The sequence below is a fragment of the Lipingzhangella rawalii genome (genome assembly GCF_031628175.1).
Lineage (GTDB): Bacteria > Actinomycetota > Actinomycetes > Streptosporangiales > Streptosporangiaceae > Lipingzhangella_A > Lipingzhangella_A rawalii.
Map to the genome: position 1 here is coordinate 91,701 of NZ_JAVLVT010000006.1, position 19,884 is coordinate 111,584.

At 67.0% G+C, this 19,884-nt stretch carries 20 protein-coding genes; 7 read left to right on the forward strand and 13 right to left on the reverse strand.

Going from position 1 to position 19,884, the window contains the following annotated elements; genetic code table 11:
* Nucleotides 1–410 precede the first annotated feature (410 nt).
* Complete coding sequence (locus RIF23_RS14355; RefSeq protein ID WP_310913034.1) at nt 411–1,271, forward strand: helix-turn-helix domain-containing protein; 861 nt, start codon at nt 411–413, stop codon at nt 1,269–1,271.
* A gap of 8 nt (nt 1,272–1,279) precedes the next feature.
* Nucleotides 1,280–1,477, forward strand: coding sequence for a DUF397 domain-containing protein (locus tag RIF23_RS14360; protein WP_310913035.1), 198 nt, complete (start codon nt 1,280–1,282; stop codon nt 1,475–1,477).
* 136 nt (nt 1,478–1,613) lie between these two features.
* Here the strand turns inward: RIF23_RS14360 and RIF23_RS14365 are convergent, their stop codons facing one another.
* Together RIF23_RS14365 and RIF23_RS14370 are read right to left on the reverse strand one after the other, a co-directional pair.
* On the reverse strand, nt 1,614–1,745 hold the full coding sequence (locus RIF23_RS14365) for a hypothetical protein (RefSeq protein ID WP_310913036.1): 132 nt from the start codon (nt 1,743–1,745) through the stop codon (nt 1,614–1,616).
* Nucleotides 1,745–2,851 (reverse strand): methyltransferase domain-containing protein, encoded by a 1,107-nt coding sequence (locus tag RIF23_RS14370; protein ID WP_310913037.1) that lies wholly within the window; start codon nt 2,849–2,851, stop codon nt 1,745–1,747. Before RIF23_RS14370 ends, RIF23_RS14365 begins: the two co-directional genes overlap by 1 nt.
* Before the next feature lie 785 nt (nt 2,852–3,636).
* Here RIF23_RS14370 and RIF23_RS14375 point away from each other — a divergent pair.
* A complete protein-coding gene (locus RIF23_RS14375; RefSeq protein WP_310913038.1) occupies nt 3,637–4,245 on the forward strand; it encodes a DUF1707 and DUF4870 domain-containing protein in 609 nt (202 codons plus the stop codon).
* Nucleotides 4,246–4,251: 6 nt separating this feature from the next.
* Here the strand turns inward: RIF23_RS14375 and RIF23_RS14380 are convergent, their stop codons facing one another.
* The 3 genes from RIF23_RS14380 to RIF23_RS14390 form a co-directional block, all read right to left on the reverse strand.
* Nucleotides 4,252–5,742 carry a hypothetical protein gene (locus RIF23_RS14380; protein WP_310913039.1) on the reverse strand — a complete coding sequence of 497 codons (1,491 nt, stop codon included), beginning with the start codon at nt 5,740–5,742 and terminating at the stop codon, nt 4,252–4,254.
* A gap of 85 nt (nt 5,743–5,827) precedes the next feature.
* Nucleotides 5,828–6,445, reverse strand: a complete 618-nt coding sequence (locus RIF23_RS14385) for a YigZ family protein (RefSeq protein ID WP_310913040.1) — start codon at nt 6,443–6,445, stop codon at nt 5,828–5,830.
* Nucleotides 6,446–6,575: 130 nt separating this feature from the next.
* Entirely contained in the window at nt 6,576–7,256 is a 681-nt protein-coding gene (locus tag RIF23_RS14390) for a hypothetical protein (protein ID WP_310913041.1), read from the reverse strand.
* Between the two features lie 97 nt (nt 7,257–7,353).
* Between RIF23_RS14390 and hisC the strand changes: the two genes are divergently transcribed.
* Nucleotides 7,354–8,436 (forward strand): histidinol-phosphate transaminase, encoded by a 1,083-nt coding sequence (gene hisC / locus RIF23_RS14395; RefSeq protein ID WP_310913042.1) that lies wholly within the window; start codon nt 7,354–7,356, stop codon nt 8,434–8,436.
* Between the two features lie 26 nt (nt 8,437–8,462).
* Here the strand turns inward: hisC and RIF23_RS14400 are convergent, their stop codons facing one another.
* The 6 genes from RIF23_RS14400 to fbaA form a co-directional block, all read right to left on the reverse strand.
* Entirely contained in the window at nt 8,463–9,707 is a 1,245-nt protein-coding gene (locus RIF23_RS14400; protein WP_310913220.1) for a transcriptional regulator, read from the reverse strand.
* A 261-nt stretch (nt 9,708–9,968) separates the two neighbouring features.
* Complete coding sequence (gene murA, locus RIF23_RS14405; protein ID WP_310913043.1) at nt 9,969–11,270, reverse strand: UDP-N-acetylglucosamine 1-carboxyvinyltransferase; 1,302 nt, start codon at nt 11,268–11,270, stop codon at nt 9,969–9,971.
* 428 nt (nt 11,271–11,698) lie between these two features.
* Nucleotides 11,699–12,940 (reverse strand): phosphoribosylamine--glycine ligase, encoded by a 1,242-nt coding sequence (gene purD / locus RIF23_RS14410; RefSeq protein ID WP_310913044.1) that lies wholly within the window; start codon nt 12,938–12,940, stop codon nt 11,699–11,701.
* 84 nt (nt 12,941–13,024) lie between these two features.
* Nucleotides 13,025–14,308 carry an adenylosuccinate synthase gene (locus RIF23_RS14415; protein WP_310913045.1) on the reverse strand — a complete coding sequence of 428 codons (1,284 nt, stop codon included), beginning with the start codon at nt 14,306–14,308 and terminating at the stop codon, nt 13,025–13,027.
* A 132-nt stretch (nt 14,309–14,440) separates the two neighbouring features.
* The gene (locus tag RIF23_RS14420; protein ID WP_310913046.1) at nt 14,441–14,878 is read right to left on the reverse strand and encodes a DUF3151 domain-containing protein; all 438 of its coding nucleotides are present in this window, start codon (nt 14,876–14,878) and stop codon (nt 14,441–14,443) included.
* A 108-nt stretch (nt 14,879–14,986) separates the two neighbouring features.
* Complete coding sequence (fbaA, locus tag RIF23_RS14425) at nt 14,987–16,009, reverse strand: class II fructose-bisphosphate aldolase (protein WP_310913047.1); 1,023 nt, start codon at nt 16,007–16,009, stop codon at nt 14,987–14,989.
* 293 nt (nt 16,010–16,302) lie between these two features.
* On the opposite strand from fbaA, the gene RIF23_RS14430 reads away from it, so the two are divergent.
* Nucleotides 16,303–16,752, forward strand: coding sequence for a RodZ domain-containing protein (locus tag RIF23_RS14430; RefSeq protein WP_310913048.1), 450 nt, complete (start codon nt 16,303–16,305; stop codon nt 16,750–16,752).
* Between the two features lie 421 nt (nt 16,753–17,173).
* Here RIF23_RS14430 and pyrE read toward each other — a convergent pair whose 3' ends face one another.
* Nucleotides 17,174–17,707 carry an orotate phosphoribosyltransferase gene (gene pyrE, locus RIF23_RS14435; RefSeq protein WP_310913050.1) on the reverse strand — a complete coding sequence of 178 codons (534 nt, stop codon included), beginning with the start codon at nt 17,705–17,707 and terminating at the stop codon, nt 17,174–17,176.
* 156 nt (nt 17,708–17,863) lie between these two features.
* Here pyrE and cutA point away from each other — a divergent pair, with 156 nt between their 5' ends.
* Nucleotides 17,864–18,190: a divalent-cation tolerance protein CutA gene (gene cutA, locus RIF23_RS14440; RefSeq protein ID WP_310913051.1), complete on the forward strand. Its 327-nt coding sequence runs from the start codon at nt 17,864–17,866 to the stop codon at nt 18,188–18,190.
* Nucleotides 18,187–18,852 carry a hypothetical protein gene (locus tag RIF23_RS14445; RefSeq protein ID WP_310913052.1) on the forward strand — a complete coding sequence of 222 codons (666 nt, stop codon included), beginning with the start codon at nt 18,187–18,189 and terminating at the stop codon, nt 18,850–18,852. Before cutA ends, RIF23_RS14445 begins: the two co-directional genes overlap by 4 nt.
* 223 nt (nt 18,853–19,075) lie before the next feature.
* Here RIF23_RS14445 and RIF23_RS14450 read toward each other — a convergent pair whose 3' ends face one another.
* Complete coding sequence (locus RIF23_RS14450) at nt 19,076–19,801, reverse strand: hypothetical protein (RefSeq protein WP_310913053.1); 726 nt, start codon at nt 19,799–19,801, stop codon at nt 19,076–19,078.
* Between the last annotated feature and the right edge of the window lie 83 nt (nt 19,802–19,884).

The window sequence follows — 19,884 nt, forward strand, 5'->3', positions numbered from 1 at the left end:
GCCGGGCCGCTGCCTTCGCCGGTGCCGTCCCGGCGCTGTGCACACCATCCCCGGCAGACTCCTCCCCCCCACCGAGGCGGCTCCGACGGAACACGAGACGCGGGCGGCAGCGCGCCCGGCACGGACCCACGACGGGTCAGCCACGACAGACCCAACGTGGCGATCACGAACATCAGTAGACGCATGACCCCTCCTCAGGGGGACAGCCGGCTGGGAAGACCGGCGGTGCTTTCAGGTAGAGCCCATCCTGCGCCATCGTCGAGATAATTTGCAATCGTCATTTAGAAAATCATGCGATGATCTCATTCATCGTCGACGTCACGGGATGGATGGTGCGCGAAATGTCTAAGTCTGCGTCGAGGACCATAGGATCTGACCGTCAGTACACCCAGCAGAGGAGTGCATGTGACGTGGTGAACAGCCCGACCCTCCGTCGCCGGCGCCTGTCACGGCGTATGCGCGAACTGCGTGAAGCGTCTGGGTTGACCGCCAAGCAGGTAGCAGCCGATGCCAAGCGCCGCAGTGGCAAGCCAAGAGGGTGGTCCGACAGCAAGGTCATCCGGCTCGAAAAGGGTGAGTGGAAGCGCCTGCGCACGGACGACGTGCACATCCTCCTGGACATCTATGGCGTGACAGACACGGCCGAACGCGAGGCGTGCGCAGCATTGGCCCTGGAGTCAAACCAGCAGGGTTGGTGGGCCAGCTTCGACGACGTGCTTGGGTCCGGGCAGTTCGTCGGACTGGAGGCCGAGGCGCTGCGCATTCGGACCTACGAGTCAGCGGCGATCCCCGGCTTGCTCCAAACAGAGGACTACGCCAGGGCGATGATCCGCAGCGGCGGCCTGGTCGAAGATGACACCCTCCAGCGCCGTGTGGAGGTACGCATGCTGCGGCAGCAGATCCTCACTCGGCGAGACGCACCGACCTATTGGGCGATCATCGACGAGGCGGCATTGCGGCGGGTCACGGCAGAGCTGGCTGATCAGCTGGAGCACCTGCTGGACGTCGGCTCGCGGGCTAATGTGGGAATACAGGTGCTGCCCTTCAGCTGCGGCCCACACACCGCCATGACTGGACAGTTCGTGATCATGGACTTCCCGCCGCCGGATCCACCAGCCGTGTACCTGGAGGCGATGACCGAAGAGCTATACCTAGAGAAGCCACCCCAGATCCAGCGCTACCAGCACATCTATGACTATGTGCAGGCCATGGCGCTATCCGTGGATGAGTCGCGCGACTACATCCGACACCTGATCACGTCCCACACGTAGGAATGACAATGCCTGAGACATCCCACTCGCTGCACTGGAGGAAGTCGAGTTTCAGTGGCAGCACCACCCAGAACTGCGTCGAGATCGCTGACCTCCCCGGAGGCACGGCTGTGCGCGATACCCAGCATCGGGACCATGGGTACCTGGAGTTCCCGGCCACCGAATGGCGCGCGCTCCTTGCCGACATCAAGGATGGTCGCCTCTAGCACTGCCGACACGAAAGAAGCCCCCAGCTGCGCGCTGGGGGCTTCTTTCGTGCTTCACCTGAAAGCATCCCGCGTCTACTGTACCCCGCCGCACGGCTGACAGCCAGACGCCACAGCCGGGAGCTCGCCGCGGGGGTTAGGGCTGTTTGCCGGTGCCGTTGCAGCCAGGGCAGGGGATCTCGATCTCCTTGTTGTCCTGGTTCTGCCGGATGACCTTGTCGCCGCCACACATTGGACAGTTCACCGGGTCCTGGCGATGTTTGCCCATCAGCGTGCCACCTCCGTGATCTGGTTGTCGGGGGAATCCAGCCAGACGTGTTGGCCTACGGCGTCGACGGTGAGTCCGAAGCGGTCTGCGGGCGGCTCACCCCAGCCAACCCAGGTGAGGTAGGCGCGTTCCAGCTCCCGCCACAGATCACGGGGGCCAACCGAACCCCCGTGGGGATTGCCGTGCACGGCGAGTGCCCAGGAGCCGCTCTCGGGATCCCAGGCGCTCACGCGGTCAGCCTCCCCAGTGCCCCGCACATCCTGGACCACGACACCCGGCAACAAGGCGGTAAGCGCCAGGTCCAGGCCCGGTCCTGCGCGGGCGATTCGGCGCGGGTCCACCTTGCAGAGAAGCTCTTCCCGGTCACGGCCAACCGCGGGAAACCCAATCCGGTGTCCACGCAGCGGCATGAACGCCGCAGCCCCATACAGGCGCCCCACCGCCGCAGCACCAGTCACGGTGAGTCGCAGTTTGTAGCCCCCCGACCGGTGTGGGATCCACGGCGCCACGATCACGCCACCGGGCCGGGTCTGCTCGACCCAAGCGTAGGGGATGGTGCGCACGCTGCACGTCGCGTGGACCCGGTCGAATGGTGCCCCGTCCGGGTCTCCGATCGCGCCGTCGCCAACGAGGAGCCGCGGGGCGAACCCGGCACCATCGAGGTGTTTCTTGGCCTGCGCGGCGACCTGCTCGTCCACCTCGATGCTGGTCACCTGCTGCGCACCCAGGTAGGCCGACAGCAGCGCCGCCGTCCACCCGGTTCCCGTCCCAACCTCCAGCACGCGATCTCCCGAGTAGGGATCCAGAAGACGAAGGAAGTCGAACACCATGTTCGGTGCCGAACACGAACTCGTCCAGCTCGGCGTGCGCCAAGGTGACTCGCTGGTCAACGCGGTGTGTCCGTCGTCGATCTGGGTCACGATCGCATCATCGCGCGCAACCGCCGCCTGCCACGTCTGCGGATCGGCGTGCCGGTCGATCAGCCCGTCCTCCACTGTCCAGGCCACATCCGGCACGAACCACTCCCGCGGCGCGGCCCGCAGCGCCGCCGCCCACTCCGCATTCGGGGCGAACTCCTCCAAGGGGTTCTGCTCGGGCTCAACCATCGGGGGTTCGGCCTCTCCACGCGGCGCCACGAACCACCCCACCCCTACCCCAACGTCACTACACCGTCACCCACTGGCCAGAAACGGCCACGGGCAGAACCCACCGCCACACCGGGTGGGGTTGGGATCCGCCCTGGGGACTTTCTAGATTTTTTCTAGTCGGCATCCCCCGTCACCCCCTGCCAGACCTCCTCAGACCACGCGCATCTGATCCTCTCACCTGCGCATACTTGAATGACCATGGTTGATGTTGTGTGGCTGCTGGTTTTGCATACCAGAGGTCCGGGGGGCGACTCCCCTTGGCTCCAGCATTCGGGCGGTCGTTCTCTTCCGTCTCCGGTTGGGCATATGCGATGGGTTGGGGACTCCTCCGCGGTGCTCCACCGCCGCGGTGCCTGAATGTTACGGCGGACGTACGCTCCAGTGAGATCCGCGACTGTGGCGCTGTGGAACACCACCGCCACGCTGTTCCGGTACCCGTCACGGTGGTTTTCGCGGCTGGACGACATGTGATGGTGCCGGTTTGTCGCCTCGGCGATATGTCGACCCCGGGGACGCGCGAGCAGCCGCGTGCGCCGGAATCCGGGACCGGGAGCGGCGGGGCAGGCGCCCACTGACTCGAAGCATGTGTGTCGACTAGGCTGGCACAGGCGATATATCGCGGTCGGTCGGCCTGGTTCAGGGAAGATTGGGGGTTTTCCCCGAGGCGCCGGCGGGCCTGGGACGGCGACCATGGGGTCAGGGCGAGGTTTGGGACCGGTTCGGCTGCGCTGGAAGGAGTGCTGATGACGGTGCGGGATATGCCGCGGTGGGGTGTTGACCGTCCCCAGTCCGGAGTTCCGGAACGTCAGCTGCGGCTGACACATGCGGACCGGGACGCGATGATTGAGCGGCTCAACCAGGCCTACGCCAACGGCCAGCTGGACGAGGAGGAGCTCGGGCATCGGGTGGAGCTCGCGATGCGGGCCAAGGTGCGAGCCGACCTGGAACCTCTGGACAGCGACCTGGGGATGTCGCCGAGGGGGAGCGCAGCCGCCCCGTACCGGACGTCGGAGCCGACCGGTACGGAACGCTGGCTCGCGGCCGCCGGGCACGTCTCCGGTTACTTCACCTCGGCGCTCGGTCCGTTGATCGTGTTGCTGGTGGGGCGGAACAGCTCCCCCTTCCTGCGGCGGCACGCCATGGAAGCGCTCAACTACCAGCTCATGATGCTGGTGTTCTCCCTGCTGCTGATCCCCATCACCATCCTGACCCTGGGCATCGGCCTGGTGGTGTATCTGGTTCTGCTGGTGGGCTGGCTGGTGTTTCCCGCTCTGGGCGGAATCGTCGCGCTGTGTTCGGGGACCTGGCGCTACCCCTTGACGTGGCGGGCCATCAAGGATGAGCCCAGCTGAGCCGGCCTACTCGTCCTCGGGGCTGTTGGGCCGTTCACCGTCGGCCTCGGGAGGTTCAGATCCGGTGGCACCAGCCTCGACCGGAAACACGTAGCGCTGCTGGTCCTGTACGACGAGCGCGTGCCCGTCCGAGGTGACCGTTTCCACGTAGGCGTCGGGTTCGTCCACGACAAGCTCCTTGGACGCGGCATCCAGCACCACCTGCGTGTGGTCCGCCGTGCTCCGGCTGTCCCCGTACAGGTACGGCCCCACGCTGAAGGTCGGCACGATGGTGCGTTCCACCTCGTCCTCGAACACCCAACGGATGTCGCCCGAGCCGAGATCCACGGCGATCACCGGAACATCACCACTGTGTTGTGGAATCACGACTGTGTGCGACTCCGGATTCGCCACGGTTCCGGAGGGCGGTCTCGGTGTTGCCTGGTCCTCGGCGGGATTGGCGCCCGGCTCCGTCAGGCTCCACAGGGGGTGCCCGTCATCGAGGTCCACCATGGCGAGCACCGAGGGATGTTCCGGATAGCTCCAGCGCACCAGCAGTTGCTCGTCATCGGGCTCGTCCTCCTGCTGCCCGTCGACCGCGGGGCTGTCCGTCGCATCGGCGGGAGCACGTGGTGCGCGGCGTTCGTCGCCGTCGCCCCGGTCATCCGTGGGAACCGGGAAGATCCCGATGATCTGCGGCGTCGGTGTGGGCAGGGCGGGATCGGCGCCCTCCGAGGTGTCCGCAACGTCCTCGATACCCACTTGCCACCGGGCCGCACCGTCGTCCGCCAGGTCCCGAGCTTCCAGCACTCCACTCTCCGAGGCGCGGAACAGGAGTTCGTTGCGGGCCCCCAACGGAAGACCACGTGGACGTGGTTCCTCCTCGTCGGTTTCCTCCGCGTCCGTGGTGGCCTCTGCCGCGGAGGCGTCCAGTTCCGGAACGGTGTAACTCCACACCTCGGAACCGTCTAGGTCCAGCACGGAGTATTCGCCCGCGGGCTCGTCCGGGGACCAGTCCTCGGGCTGGCGGACCACCCAGCCCGTCACGAACCGTTCCCGTGGGTCGTCCGTTGTCCACACCTGCTCGCCGTCGGCGGTGCGCACCGTGACCTGGTCGGGGTTGTCGGCCTCCTCCAGCACGAGCACCGGGGTACCGGTCCGGTCCGTGGTGAATCGCTGGACCCGCTCACTCCCCTCCCACAGGGTCTGCCCATCGGCCGCGCTCTGGAGCAGATGCCGCTCCTCACTGTTGGAGCTGATGAGAAACGCGGATCCCAGCGACTGGATCCGCACCCCCATGGCGTCCTCGAGGATGTCCGGAGAGTCGGCGTCGGGATCGTCCAGGAGACGGACCGGGGTATCGCCCAGACCGGGCGGCTGCTCCCCGGAGAGAACGGGGGGCTCCGGCGGAGGTGACTCCTGAGGGGGCTCGTCCGACGTGGAGGCGCACGCGGTGGCGGACAGCAGGAGCGCGCTGGCCACGGCAGCGGCCGGAGGGGTGCCTCTGCCCGTGTGCATGGTGTCCCACTCCCTTCGTGCCCCGGGGCTGGGCCCGGTCGTAGCAGCATCCTAGTGGGGTCGGCCGCTCCGTGTCGGTGCACGGTCATCCGTCACATTCGATGATCTGTTGGCCCCGAACCTCGTAGATGGCGCGGCCGCCGGTGCGGTCGGCCAGCCAGGAGGAGAAACTGTCGAGCGCCTCCGGCACCAGCGCCACATCCACCTCGATATCACTGCCGTAGCGGGTGGCGCGGACCTGGTACCCGGAACCGTGTAGCGCCGACTCGAGGCCGCCTGCCTCCGCGTAGCCAGCGAGTACCGTCACGATCAGCATCGAGCGCAGCTCCACAGTGCCCACCACGTCGAGAGCCGCCGACACCGCGCTTCCGTAGGCGCGGACCAGCCCGCCGGCCCCCAACTTCACACCGCCGAAGTAGCGGGTGACCACGGCGACGGTGTCGGTGATCCCGCGGTGGCGCAGCACCTCCAACATGGGTACGCCGGCCGTTCCCGAGGGCTCCCCGTCATCACTGGACCGCTGGACGTGACCTCCGTCGAGGACGTAGGCGGTGCAGTTGTGAGCGGCGTTCCAATGCTGCCTGCGTCGCCTGGCGATGACGGACCGCGCCGCCTCCTCGTCGGCGACCCGCTCCAGGCAACAGATGAAACGGGACTTGCGCACGTCGAACTCGTGCACCCCGGAATGTCTGATCGTACGCATGGTGGTTCCACGCCCGATCGTATCCTCCGGGTGCACGCGCGCGGACGCGGACACCGCGGCCCCGCGGGTGGCCGGGCCGGAGCATCGCCGGTCACCCCCGGGCCAGTCGCGGAACACCACTCCCCGAGCCTCACCCGAGGGTCTGCTCCTCGTGTTCGTGGGCGGCGCGGGCGAAGTCCACGAGCGTCTCGGGGCTGGCCTCCGGCCCCAGAACCGACGTCATTCCCACATGATCCGTACCCCGGTAGACCAGGCTGTACATCCGAACCGAGTGCTCGTCGCTCTCGGCATGAACCTCCAGCGCGAAGGAGTCCTCCAGCTCCGCAACATCGATCTCGTCGAGTTCGTAGGTGGTCGTCGCCCCGTCCGGGTCGGTGGCCTCGTAGGAGGAGCACTCCTCCGGAGGGCGAATCGCGATCACCTCGTCCGCGGTCGCACTGTCCACGTCCACCAGGGCGTGTGTGATCGCCTCTCCCTCCCTGCCGTAGGACGCGAGAGCACTGGGGGCGTTGCGAACCTCGTCCAGCTGGGTCCACTGCTCGGTGGCGTCCAGACACTCCGGCTTGTCGAGCTCCGTGTCCTGGCGTAGCTCGTCCACCTGCTGTACGGCACTCAGCTCGGCGTAGCGGCCGGTTTCGTCCTGGTCCGCCACACGGGAGGCGTCCTCGAACTCGGGGAGGAGCGCGTCATGGAGCTCGTCCGTGGTGTAGGAGCCACCACCGTCGGCTCCCCCGGACTCGCCACATCCGGTCGCCCCCGCGAGTAGCGCCGCTCCGGCCACCACCACGGCCACGTGCGTCCCGCTGAACATGGTGATTCCTCCTGAGTCTGTGCGATATTGCGACTGGGTCCGCTACATCCGTCAGGGATCGTGATCGGACCTTCACTGCGAGTATCAAGGAAGGACAATGGTGTCGGAGCCGAATTCGCCATACTTCAGGGAGATTCTCGACGGAATCCCGGTGTATCGTCCCGGACGGACGATCGTGAGCCCGGAGGGCCGTTCCTATAAGCTCTCCTCCAACGAGTCCCCGGACGCCCCGCTTCCCTCCGTCAGGTCCGCGATCGCCGAGGCTGCCCTGGAGGTGAACAGGTATCCCGACAACGCCGCGACCGAGCTAACCTCCGTGCTGGCCGCCCGGTTCGGTGTCCCGGAGGAGCATCTCGCGCTCGGCGCGGGCTCGGTAGGCGTGACCCAACAGCTGCTGGAGGCGGTCGGAGAGCCCGGCGCAGAGGTGGTCTACGCGTGGCGTTCCTTCGAGGCCTACCCGCTGCTGGCCCAGCTCGCTGGCGTGACCGCGGTACAGGTTCCGTTGCGGGAGGAAACCCACGATCTGGAGGCGATGCTGGGCGCGATCACCGACCAGACCCGCCTCGTTCTCGTCTGCAACCCCAACAACCCGACCGGTACCGCCGTGGGGGGCACGGAGCTGATCGAGTTCCTGGACCGCGTCCCCGAGCACGTCCTCGTGGTGCTGGACGAGGCCTACCGCGAGTACGTCGACGACCCCGACGTTGTGGACGGACTGAACCTCTACCGCCGACGCGACAACATCGCGGTGCTGCGGACCTTCTCCAAGGCCTACGGTCTCGCCGGCCTGCGTGTGGGCTTCCTCGTGGGGCCGCCCCATATTGCGGCGGCCATCCGCAAAACCATGATTCCCTTCGCCGTGAACCGGCTGGCGCAGGCTGCCGCGGTCGCTTCCCTCAACGCCGAGGACGAACTCCGAGACCGCGTCGCACAGACGGTGGCGGAACGGGACCGCGTGTACAACGCGCTCCGTGCGGACGGCTGGACCGTACCCACAACACGGGCCAACTTCGTGTGGCTGCGCCTGGGCAAAGCCACCACGGACTTCGCTGAGGCCTGCGCCGCCACCGGGGTCGCGATACGCCCCTTCCCCGGTGAAGGTGCACGGGTGAGCATCGGAGATCCCGAGGCCAACGACGCCTTCCTGGCCGCGGCCAAGGCATTCCCACAGCGCTGCTGAGTCGGCGCGCATGCCTGCGCGACCGGTCAGCTACCCGCCTTGTCCAACTTCTCGACGATCAGGCGGTACAACTGCCGGGGGCGTCCCGGTTGCAGTGTGCGGTTCGGGGGCAGGGGCCAGGCGAGCCCCTCCTCCACCAGCGTACGCAGCAGGCGACGGGCGGTACGGGGAGTGACCCCCAGCATGCGTCCGGCCGCTTCCGCGTCTACCACGAGCGGGGCGTCCTCCTCGGAGATCTTCTCGGCCAGGCGCAGCAGCGTCTCCCGCCCCTTGGTCCGCAGCTGGTCACTCCCCTGCCGGGCGGGTGCGCGCTGCGCCGGAACCAGCGACCGCCCCTCCCGGTCCACCGCGAAGCTCTGCCGAGTGGCCTGGGCACGGTTGAGGGCCGAGCGGGCGTGCGCTTCCGCATCCTGGGTGGTTCGCCCCATCCCGATCCCGACCTCGATAGCCACTCCCAGCTCGGATCGGATCCGCTCGATGAACGGGGGCTGACGGAATCCCTCGGTGGCGGAGGCCAGCGAGCCGCGGGTCGCCGTCACCATGAACGTGTGATCGTCGATGGGATGGGCCGTCGCGTTGATCCGATGGGCCTCTTGCAGGAGCATCCGCTGGAGAGCCAACCGTAGCTCGTCCCGCCAGTAGCGCGGTGTAGCCCGCCGTGCCGCGTCCCGCAGGGTCGGCACGTCCACGATCACCACGCCCAGCTGGGCCTCCTCGAGCCGGTGGTGGGCACCGAGAAGGCCAGCGGTTTGCAGTGCGCTGCGGACCCCGGCACTGGTGGGCCGCAACCGCAGGGTCGGCACCCCGATCGCCTCCAGACGCTCTGCGACGCCCCGCACGCAGGTGACCGCCGTCGAGGTCACGTTGCGTCGCCAGAGCCCCTCGTGGAACGAGGTGAGTGCCGTCGTGGACCCCAGCTCCTCGTGCACGTGGATCTCGTCGACCGGTAGATCCACCTCGGAGTACGCCTCGACGACATCGGTGCGACTGAGAACGTCCAGGCTTGCCCGGGTGGGGTCGTATCGCCCGTCCAGGGTCCCGCGCAGTAGGGCCTCATGCAGGCTGGCGCCGCCCAGCGGGACATAGGTCGCGGGCATCGTCAACACCCCGGCCTTGCGGGCGAATTCGTAAGGAACCGGACTCGCGAAGAGATAGGCGTCAATAGACGACCCCAGGCGTACGACCTTGTCGGTCGCTTCCTGCTCGTCGCGGTAGGCGGCGGCGATGAGTCGGGCATTGAGTGGGCCGGTTGACCCCGGCCCCATCAACATGATGCGTTCCACCACCTCGTGTGGCCCGATCACACCGATCGTCAGATCCCCGGTACGCTGCGGACTCACGTCGGGTTGCTCCCCGCTACAATTCCACGCTCTTGACTCTGTGTGCCCACTGGTGTGCGATCCCATTCGACTCGAAACGATTGCCGAGATCGTACCCATAGATTGGGCGCCGTGGAGATCGTTCGCTACAGAACGTCAAATCCGGGGTGAGTGGCACACGTCCCACCCCGGACCGCGACCGGGCAGTGCCAGCTACGCGAGCTCCTCGCGCGTTAGGTCAGCGCCCAGCGCCGCCAGTCTAGAGGCCAACTGAGAGTGACCGCGATCCACGAAGTAGCCCGGAGCCACAACTGTTTCACCTTCAGCGACTAGACCTGCGAGAACGAGCGAGACGCCGGTGCGAAGATCGTGCGCGGCCACCTCGGTTCCCCGAAGTTCGGTCGGCCCGTGCACGATGGCCCGGGTGCCGTCTACCTCGATCTTCCCACCCAGTTTGTTCAGCTCCTCCGCGAGCGCGAACCGCCCGTCGTAGATGGCTTCGTGAATGTAGCTCTCGCCCTCGGCCAGGGTGGACAGCGCCATGAGCGGAGACTGGAGGTCAGTGGCGAACCCGGGGTAGGGCGAGGTGACGGCGTTGATCGGCCGCAGCGGTGTCTCCGGGTCGCGGTGGACGTGCAGCACGGCACCGTGCTGGGTGAACTCCACCCCCATCTGCTCCAGCTTCCAGCGCGCCACACCGAGATGCTCCAGCTGCGCACCGACCAGGCTCACGTCTCCCCCGGTGGCCGCGGTCATCATGGCGAAGACCCCAGCGTCGATACGGTCCGGCATGATGGTGTGCTCCACCGCGGTGAGCTCCTCGACGCCGTCCACGGTGATGAAACCGGTGCCTCCACCCCGGATCCGCGCCCCCATCCGGGTAAGGAAGTTGATGACGTCGAGAACCTCCGGCTCCAGGGCCGCGTGTTCGATCACCGTGGTACCCGGAGCGAGAACGGCAGCCATGATCAGGTTCTCGGTGCCGGTGTGCGAGGGAGTGTCGAGGTAGAGGTGACCGCCGGCGAGCTGCGAGGCGCACACGTTGATGTGGTTACGCTCGGGGTCCTCCGTGACTTTCGCGCCGAGCCGGGCGAATCCGCGGTAGTGGAAGTCGAGGTTGCGGCTGCCGAGATTGCAGCCACCCACACCCTCAATCCGCGCCTGCCCCATGCGGTGCATGAGCGCCGGAACGAACAGGACGGAGCCACGGAAGCGCGCCGCGATGTCGGCGGGCAGTACGGCCCGCTCCGGATCGTTCACCCGCGAAGCGTCAATGACAACAGTGCGTTCCGCCTCATGGAACTCGACTTTGGCGCCGAGATGTTCGGCGAGCTCAAGGGCACGGCGCACGTCCTGGATGATGGGTACGTTACGGAGCACGGTTCGTCCGCGCGCCGCGAGCAGTGCCGCCCCGATCATCGGAAGTACGGCATTCTTCGCGCCCTGGACAAACGCCGTGCCGTTGAGGGGATTACCTCCGCGGACGCGGTAACGAACGTCGTGGCCCATGCTCATATCGGCGCTTCTCCTTCGTGCGGCAGGTGATGCTCGCCCTGTTCGGGCCGCCTGTGGTACTTGGACGCGGGTCCCACGTCCCGAGGTTGCATGCAGGGTCGGGTAGCGACACGGTCTCGTTGAGTGGCAATACTGAACGCCCTCCCCAGAACCGGTACAGGGACTGGGGGCGCACAGAACGCGATAGATAGAGCCATGTCGTACGACCATGAGTATTCACGGAACTGGCGTTGAGGGTTGGGAGGAGTGCGCGCTGCCGCTCCCCGCGGACACCCACGGCACATACTTTATGCCCTGGTCGACGCCTCTAATGCCACTCGTGTTCAGTGACACAGTGACGTAGGTCCGCAAATGGCTCGTCCGGGCCGGTCCACGACTGGCTCAGGCCAGCGGTGCGGTAGTCACACCGACCCATCCCGTCCGGTGTTTCAGGCTACATGTGCAGCAATATCGGTTCGGTGGAACGAGCCCCGGAACCGGATCTTTTCCAGGGCGGTGTAGGCGCTCTCGCGTGCGGCCCCGAGGTCCGTCCCAGAGCCCACCACGTTGAGCACCCGTCCCCCGGCCACCGCGAGGTCCGATCGGCCGCTCCAGGCGGTTCCGGCGTGGAGAACATAGGCCCCGGGAACCTCGTTCGCCGCGTCGATCCCGCTGATGAGGTCACCTTTGACGGGAGCCTCGGGATAGCCCTCGGCGGCGAGGACCACGGTCACGGCGGCACCGGGGTGCCAGTCGATCGCTGTTGTGCTGCTCAGCCCGCCGGTGGCGGCTGCCTGGAGGAGGCGGCCGAGGGGGCTCGCGATGCGATCCAGGACCACCTGGGCCTCCGGGTCGCCGAACCTGGCGTTGAACTCGACTACGCGTGGCCCCAGGGACGTCAGTGCCAGGCCGACGTACAGCAGCCCCTGGTAGGGCGTGCCGCGTCGCGACATTTCCCGCACCGTTGGGGTGACGATCGACTCCATGACATCGGACACCAGGTCCGGACTCGTCCAGGGCACGGGTGCGTAGGCGCCCATGCCGCCCGTGTTCGGGCCCTCGTCGTTGTCGTAGGCGCGTTTGAAGTCCTGTGCCAGAAGCAGCGGGACCACGTTCGTGCCGTCGCTCAGCGCGAACAACGACACTTCGGGACCATCCAGGTACTCTTCGACGACGACGCGATCGTGACGGTGCGCGTGCTGCTCGGCGGCGGTGGCATCCTCTGTGACCAGGACGCCCTTGCCTGAGGCGAGCCCATCGTCCTTCACGACGTAGGGAGGGCCGAACTCCGTGAGAGCTTCCCGCACCTGCGCTGTGGAGTCGCAGGTGCGGAACCGCGCGGTGGGCACGCCCGCGGCACGCATCACGTCCTTAGCGAAACCCTTCGAGCCTTCCAGGCGCGCCGCTTCCTGGTCGGGGCCGAAACAGGGAATGCCGGCACGACGCAACTCGTCGGCGACTCCGGCAACCAGCGGCGCCTCGGGGCCGATCACCACGAGGTCCGTGCGGATTCGCCGAGCCAGCTCCCGAACCGCCACCGGATCGGTCACGTTGACCACGTGATTCTCTGCCAGCTGGCTGGTTCCGGGGTTCCCGGGTGCACAGTGCAGGCTGGTGACGTCCGCGTCCTGGGACAGCGCCCGAACCAGGGCGTGTTCGCGGCCTCCGCCGCCGAGTACGAGGGCTTTCACAGATCCGAGCCTATGCCGTTGTGGACGAGATCGGTAGCCGAACGGTCGTGATGGAGGAAAACCTCTCCAGAGAGGAAGCCTCCGCTAGACCAGCGAGCGGAGTTCCAGGGTCTGGTCGCGGCCGGGCCCCACGCCGATCGCCGACACGGGAGCGCCGGCCAACTCCTCGATCCTACGGACGTAGGTCTGGGCGGCCGCTGGCAGTTCGTTGAAGGAGCGCACATTGCTGATGTCGGAATCCCAGCCGGGAAGGTACTCGTAGACCGGGGTCACATGGTGGAACTCGGTCTGCGTGAGTGGGATTTCGTCGTGGTGGGTGCCGGCAACGTCGTAGCCAACACAGATCGGGACCTGTTCCAGCCCGGTGAGTACGTCGAGCTTGGTGAGGAAGAAGTCCGTGATGCCGTTCACGCGGGTGGCGTAACGCGCGATCACGGCATCGAACCAGCCGCAGCGACGGTTACGTCCCGTTGTCACCCCGTACTCGTGTCCGGCCTGGCGCAGCCAGTCTCCCGCCTCGTCGAACAGCTCGGTGGGGAACGGCCCCGAGCCCACACGCGTTGTATACGCCTTCAGAATGCCGACGACCTTCGTCATGCGGGTCGGGCCGATGCCGGCCCCGGAGCAGGCACCGCCGGCCGTGGGCGAAGACGATGTGACGAAGGGATAGGTGCCGTGGTCGATGTCGAGGAGGGTCCCCTGCGACCCCTCCAGGTAGACCGTTTTTCCCTCGTCGAGCGCCCGGTTGAGGACCAGACCGGTGTCGGCCACGTAGGGCCGAAGCTGCTCACCGTACTCCAGGTACTCGTCCAGGATCTGTTCCAGGTCCAGACCGCGCCGGTTGAAGATCTTGGTCAGGAGTTGGTTCTTGTCGTGCAGGGCGAGTTCGACCTTCTGCCGGAGGATCTTCGGGTCGAACATGTCCTGGACCCGGATCCCCATCCGCGCGATCTTGTCCGCGTAGGTCGGTCCGATTCCGCGACCGGTGGTGCCGATCCGGGACTTTCCGAGGAACCGTTCACTCACCTTGTCCAGGGACCGGTGGTAGGGCATGATCAGGTGCGCGTTCGCCGAGATCAGTAGCCGTTCGCAGCTCACGCCTCGCTCTTGCAGCCCGCGAATCTCCTCGAAGAGGATGGCGGGGTCGACCACAACACCGTTGGCGATCACCGGGACCACATCCGGGGACAGGATCCCGGACGGGAGTAGGTGCAGGGCGTAGGACTGGTCGCCGATGACGACCGTGTGTCCGGCGTTGTTTCCCCCCTGGTAGCGGACAACATAGTCCACTCGATTGCCGACGAGGTCCGTGGCCTTGCCCTTGCCCTCGTCCCCCCACTGTGCGCCAACGAGCGTGATTGCCGGCATCCCGGGTCTACCTCAGCCTTCTGGTCGAACTGGACTCCGCCGCGACCGACACAGGGCCACACGCGGATAAGCCCCTGGCGCAAGGCGCCAGGGGCTCTTGCACATTGAGGCTACCCGACGTGGATTGGTGCGTTAAGTGGGCAGGGCACCGTTTTCCTCCAGGGCGGTGACGGCCGTCGGGGAGCTGTCCCGCAGGAGTTGCGCACACCGCTCGGCCTCGTGGTCCTCGGCGATGTTCGCGGCGGCACGGGAGAGCGCGTACAGGGCCCGCAGGAAGCCCCGATTGGGTTCGTGCTCCCAGGGGATCGGGCCGTGCCCCTTCCAACCGGACCGGCGCAGCTGATCGAGGCCACGATGGTAACCGGTGCGCGCGTAGGCGTAGGCGGTGACAGATTCGCCGGAATCCAGGGACCGCATTGCGAGCTCCGCCCACACGCCCGGATTGTCGGGAAACCGCGCGGCGACCGTTCGCGGATCCGTCGTGTTGGCCAGTGCCGCACGGGGTTCGGAATCGTCGGGTAGGTGGGTTGGCGGATCGTCGCCCAGGAGATTGTGGTTGTGCAGGCTCATGTGCCCATCCTGCCAGGGTGTGGCGGGCACGGCGGGCACGGCGGGCGCGTTGCCCGTCGTACCCGCCGGCTGGAGAGGTGCACCGGTGCGGTGCGGGGATCCAGCAGCCTAGGACATCTTGGTTCCGGCGGAGCGGAGGCTCTGGCAGCCCTCGACCACACGCTGCGCCATCGCGGCCTCGGCCGCCTTGCCGTAGGAGCGGGGGTCGTAGGCCTTCTTGTCTCCGACCTCGCCGTCCACCTTGAGCACACCGTCGTAGTTGCGCATCACGTGGTCGACGATAGGGCGGGTGAAGGCGTACTGGGTGTCGGTGTCGATGTTCATCTTCACGACCCCGTAGTCGATCGCTGCGTGGATCTCCTCCAGGGTCGATCCGGAGCCACCGTGGAACACCATGTCGAAGGGCTTGTCCTTGCCGTAGCGTTCCCCAACGGCGTCCTGGATGTCCTTGAGGACCTCCGGACGCAGTTTCACGAAGCCCGGCTTGTAGGAGCCGTGGACGTTGCCGAACGTGAATGCCGAGATGTAGTGGCCCTTCTCCCCCAGGCCGAGGGCCTCGGCGGTGCGCAGTCCGTCACCCGGGGTCGTGTACAGCTTCTCGTTGATCTCGCCGACGATCCCATCCTCTTCACCACCGACGACACCGACCTCGATCTCCAGAACGGTGCGGGCAGCGTTGGATTCGGCCAGCAGCTCCTCGGCGATCTGGAGGTTCTCGGTCAGCTCGACCGCCGAGCCGTCCCACATGTGGGACTGGAACAGTGGCTGTTCCCCGCGGGCGACCCGTTCCTTGGACAGGGCCAGCAGTGGGCGGACGAACTTGTCCAGCTTGTCCTTGGGGCAGTGGTCGGTGTGCAACGCGACCTGTACCGGGTACTTGTCGGCGACGATGCGTGCGTACTCGGCGAACGCGGCCGCACCGGTCACCATGTCCTTGATCGTCGCGCCGGACAGGAACTCCGCTCCGCCGGTGGAGATCTGGATGATGCCGTCGCTCTCCGCCTCGGCGAAGCCGCGGAGGGCCGCGTGCAGGGTCTGGCTGGAGGTCACGTTGATCGCCGGGTAGGCGAAGCCCTGGGACTTCGCGCGGCTCAACATGTCGGCATAGACCTCGGGGGTCGCGATAGGCATAGTGATTAACTCCCTGTCACCTGCGGGTTTGTCGCGAGGGGCGGGGTGTGCTCAATGGGTCCACCACTCGCAGGCCGATCGCCAGTATCTCGCAGACGCGCCAAGCGAAAGGTCTAGACCATGATGCCGGATTCCGCATCGCGGCGTGTGGCTCGCTCAATCTTAGTCACCCGGAGTAATATGAACGTCACGAAATCCGTTTGTTGTTGCGCTCTGTGCATACAGTTTGCGGCTTTTCGTCCCAATTTCGGCCCAGTATGGCCAAATCTCGAGTGATCCCATCGATTGTTTTGGTGACACACGCTACATTCTGCTGCGTGGGGCGACACAGGAACGATCCGCGAGGCACCGGCCAGGTACTGGCCATCACTGGTGCTGTCCTCGTCGTGCTGGTCCTCGTGGTACTGGGAGCCTTCTTCCTGTACCGAAGCGTCATGGGGCCAGGCACGGCCAACATGCCCGAAGGAGACGAGGTTATGGCCGAGGCCGAGGACGAGGAGGACCTGGGCACGCTACACGTCCGGGTCACCGGGTCGTCCACGGAAATCCTCGTCCGGGTGACGGGAGGCGAGGTCCTGACCGACACCTCGATGAGCACCGGCGAATACGTGACCTATGACGAGCCGCAACTGGACGTAACCATCTCCGAACCGGATGCGGTGGAGGTGTTCGTGAACGGCGAGCCCTACGACCTCGATACGGAGGCTGAAGAGTACTCCTTCAGCGTCCGTCCGGATGATTAGGAGTTGCGTTGGGAAGTTGGGCATGAGGTAGGGCCCGGCCTGGCGGATGCAGGGGGCGGATCCGGTCGTTTCGGCCGCACCGGTGCCGTGCGGGCGCTTCCCGCTGGCCGTCGTGCGGGCCGCTGCCGCCACCAGCACTCTTCTCCGCGGGGGCACCAGGGGTCAGGGCGCGCTGCCAGCCTCCCCCGCGGGTTGTTCTCCGTGGGCTGTCCGCCGCGCCCGGCGGGGCTGGCGCATGCCATGGCCGCCACGAGTGGGGCCGGGTGGATGTCCTGCCTTTCCGTGGATGGTGGCCGTGGGCGGGGGCTCGGGAGCATCCTGGATTCCCGCACTCCAGACGAACACGGCACCCAGAGGAAGCACCGCCGAGGCGACCCGCCAGGCAAACACCCCCACAGCCACCCGTCCACACCCGACCGGCTCAGACGTCCAGGTCCCCCAGCTCGAACACGGCGCGGTAGTCCAGCCCTGCGGCCGTAACCCTCTCCCGGGCCCCGCGTTCGACAATGACCGCCACTCCGACCACTTCGGCGCCGGCCTCGCGTAGCGCGTTGACGGCGGTGAGAACCGAGTTTCCGGTGGTGGACGTGTCCTCGACGGCGAGGACACGTTGCCCCGCAACGTCCGGCCCCTCGATGCGCCGCTGGAGACCGTGCGCCTTGTCGGACTTGCGGACCACGAACGCGTCCAGATGGGTTCCCTGCGCGTGCGCCGCATGCAGCATGGCTGTGGCCACCGGATCTGCCCCCAGCGTCAGGCCGCCGACCGCCGTGTAGTCGAGGTCGCCTGTCGCGGCCAGCATGGTCGATCCGACGAGCGGGGCGCTTTCCCCCGACAGGGTGACGCGGCGTAGGTCAATGTAGTACTCGGCACGTTGACCAGAGGAGAGGATGACCGGTGTGTGGACCACCGCCTTATCGTTGATGTGTCGCAGCAGGTGCTCGCGTTCGCTCATGTAGCCGAGCCTAGAAGCTGTGGCCCAGTGGCCTGATCAGTACGGGTAGCCGTGTCAGTAGTGGAGGTGAGACAGGCCGTGTCTTCCGTGTCTTCCGTGTCTTCGGTGTCTCCGGACTCGCCCGAATCCGGGGAGCCCGGTGGGTCGCATGGATCTGTGCGCCAACATGTGCGGGTCGAGACGACAACCGACAGCAGGCAGGAGGCTCTTGCGCTGGCAAGCACCGCAATCGAGGCGCGCCTGGCTGCCTGCGCGCAGGTGAATGGGCCAATCACCAGCGTCTACCAGTGGCAGGGCGCCATTGAGAATGACGAGGAGTGGCTGGTTGTGTTCAAGACTGCGCACGACCGGCTTGACGACCTGGTCGCGCGGCTGCGTGCCGAACACTCCTATGACGTCCCCGAGATCATTGCCGTGCCGATCATCGGCGGAAATCCCGCCTACCTCGACTGGCTGCGCGACGAGACCCGCGAGAGCTCGTGAGTTCACTGCCTCCCGTCAGCCTCGGAGCTGTCACTGTCGTTCTCCTGCACAGTCCGTTTTCCGAACCGGCCCGGGATCCGGATTGGGGGGTGCTCCCGGAGGAGCTGCGGGGACAACACCCCGCCGTGGACGTGCACGTCGTCTCGGTTCCGGAGGCCGACCGTAGGGCCCCCGGGCACAGCTACGTGGCACGTGCGGCTTTGGACATTGCCGCGGCCGGGCCCCACCGCTCCCTGCTACTGGTCGGCACGGGGGCGGCCGGCCCACTGCTACCGCAGGTGGGCGCGTCGCAACGTTCGGCTCATCGGCTGGTCCTCGGTTACGTCCTCCTGGACGCGCTTCTTCCCCAATCCGGGATGGTGACGTGGGCGGCCCTGGCCCGCGAGCAGACCGGTGCGGAACTGCACCACCTCGTGGATGCCTCCGACTCCCGTGAGCTGGCTACCCAATGGGCGCCGGAAACCGTACCCACACCGGTCGACTGGCCGGACGCCCCGTGTGTCTACCTCCAGAGCGACCACCGCTACGACGGCTGTCTGCGGCGCGCACACCTCCGCGGATGGAAGGTGGGGGACCTGCGGTCGGGTGCCGACGACGGACTCAGCTCCACTGCCGTGGCCTCGGCCGTGGCTGCGGCCATTGTCGACCTTGGCCGAGGTTGACGCTCCCGCCCTGAACCAGAGACGGGGATGGAGACGCCCGCCCCGCGTAGGAGCATCTCCATCCCCGAACGGCCCGGACAACCGCCGATCCCCCATCGGCGGCTGCCGCGGCCCGGTGGCCCGTTCGGTCCGTGCGTGCGGACGAACGGCCGGAAGGCCGCCGACGCCGGGATCCCGCCCCCTCTACGGGATCACGCAGCGCCGGCGGCGACTGGAAGTCGCGTTAGTCCGTGACCGTGGTGGCCGCAACATCGCTGAGTAGGTCCAGGGCCGCGCCAACGGTTTCCGGGAGGGAGACGCTCCATACGTGCGCCGCGTGTTCCAGCTCCAAGGAGAGGCGCAGGCGGTCGGTGCGTCGTTGCAGCTCGGGTCCATCGGTAGCCAGGACCGCGAAGGTGCCCTCGGACAGACACGCCAGGGTCTCTCCCCGATCGAACAGCGTGGACAACTTGTGGCTGACCACGATGGCGCGGGCGGCCTGCCGCCACGGATCGCTGGCGGAGTCGAGCGCGACCAGCACCAGACGGTGCGTGCTTTTCGGTGGTGGATGTGGGGCCGAGACCCGGTACAGCTCGGTGAGCCTGGTCCGGAGATAGGCCGGGGTGGTCAGTCCGGTCAGCGGCTCCTGACAGGTCTGCGGGCGCTCACACTCGTCCACCCATCCTTCTGCCAGGGCCTTGACCAGGTGTAGCGGTGGTGCCGTCCATGCCATCACCGTGCTCAGCGCCGCGAAGTCCTCCAAGGCACTACCGATCGGCACACCGGAGCGGGCGCGGGCCCTGCCCAGCTCTGTTGCGGAATGTGTCAGGTCCTCCCCGTTGGCAAGGGCGGAGCTGATCTCGTCCACGGCCGGACGCCACCAGTCGTCCGGATACTTCCACCCCATCGCGCGACTGCGCAGACGCCAGGCGGCGCGTAGCATGGCGCTTTTGGTGGGTCCGGTTCCCATCTCTGGCTCCTGTCGAAATTGCCTGGTCGCCCACCGGCGTGGTCCTGCCGCGCCGGTGGATGCCCTCACTCCAATGACGGAGA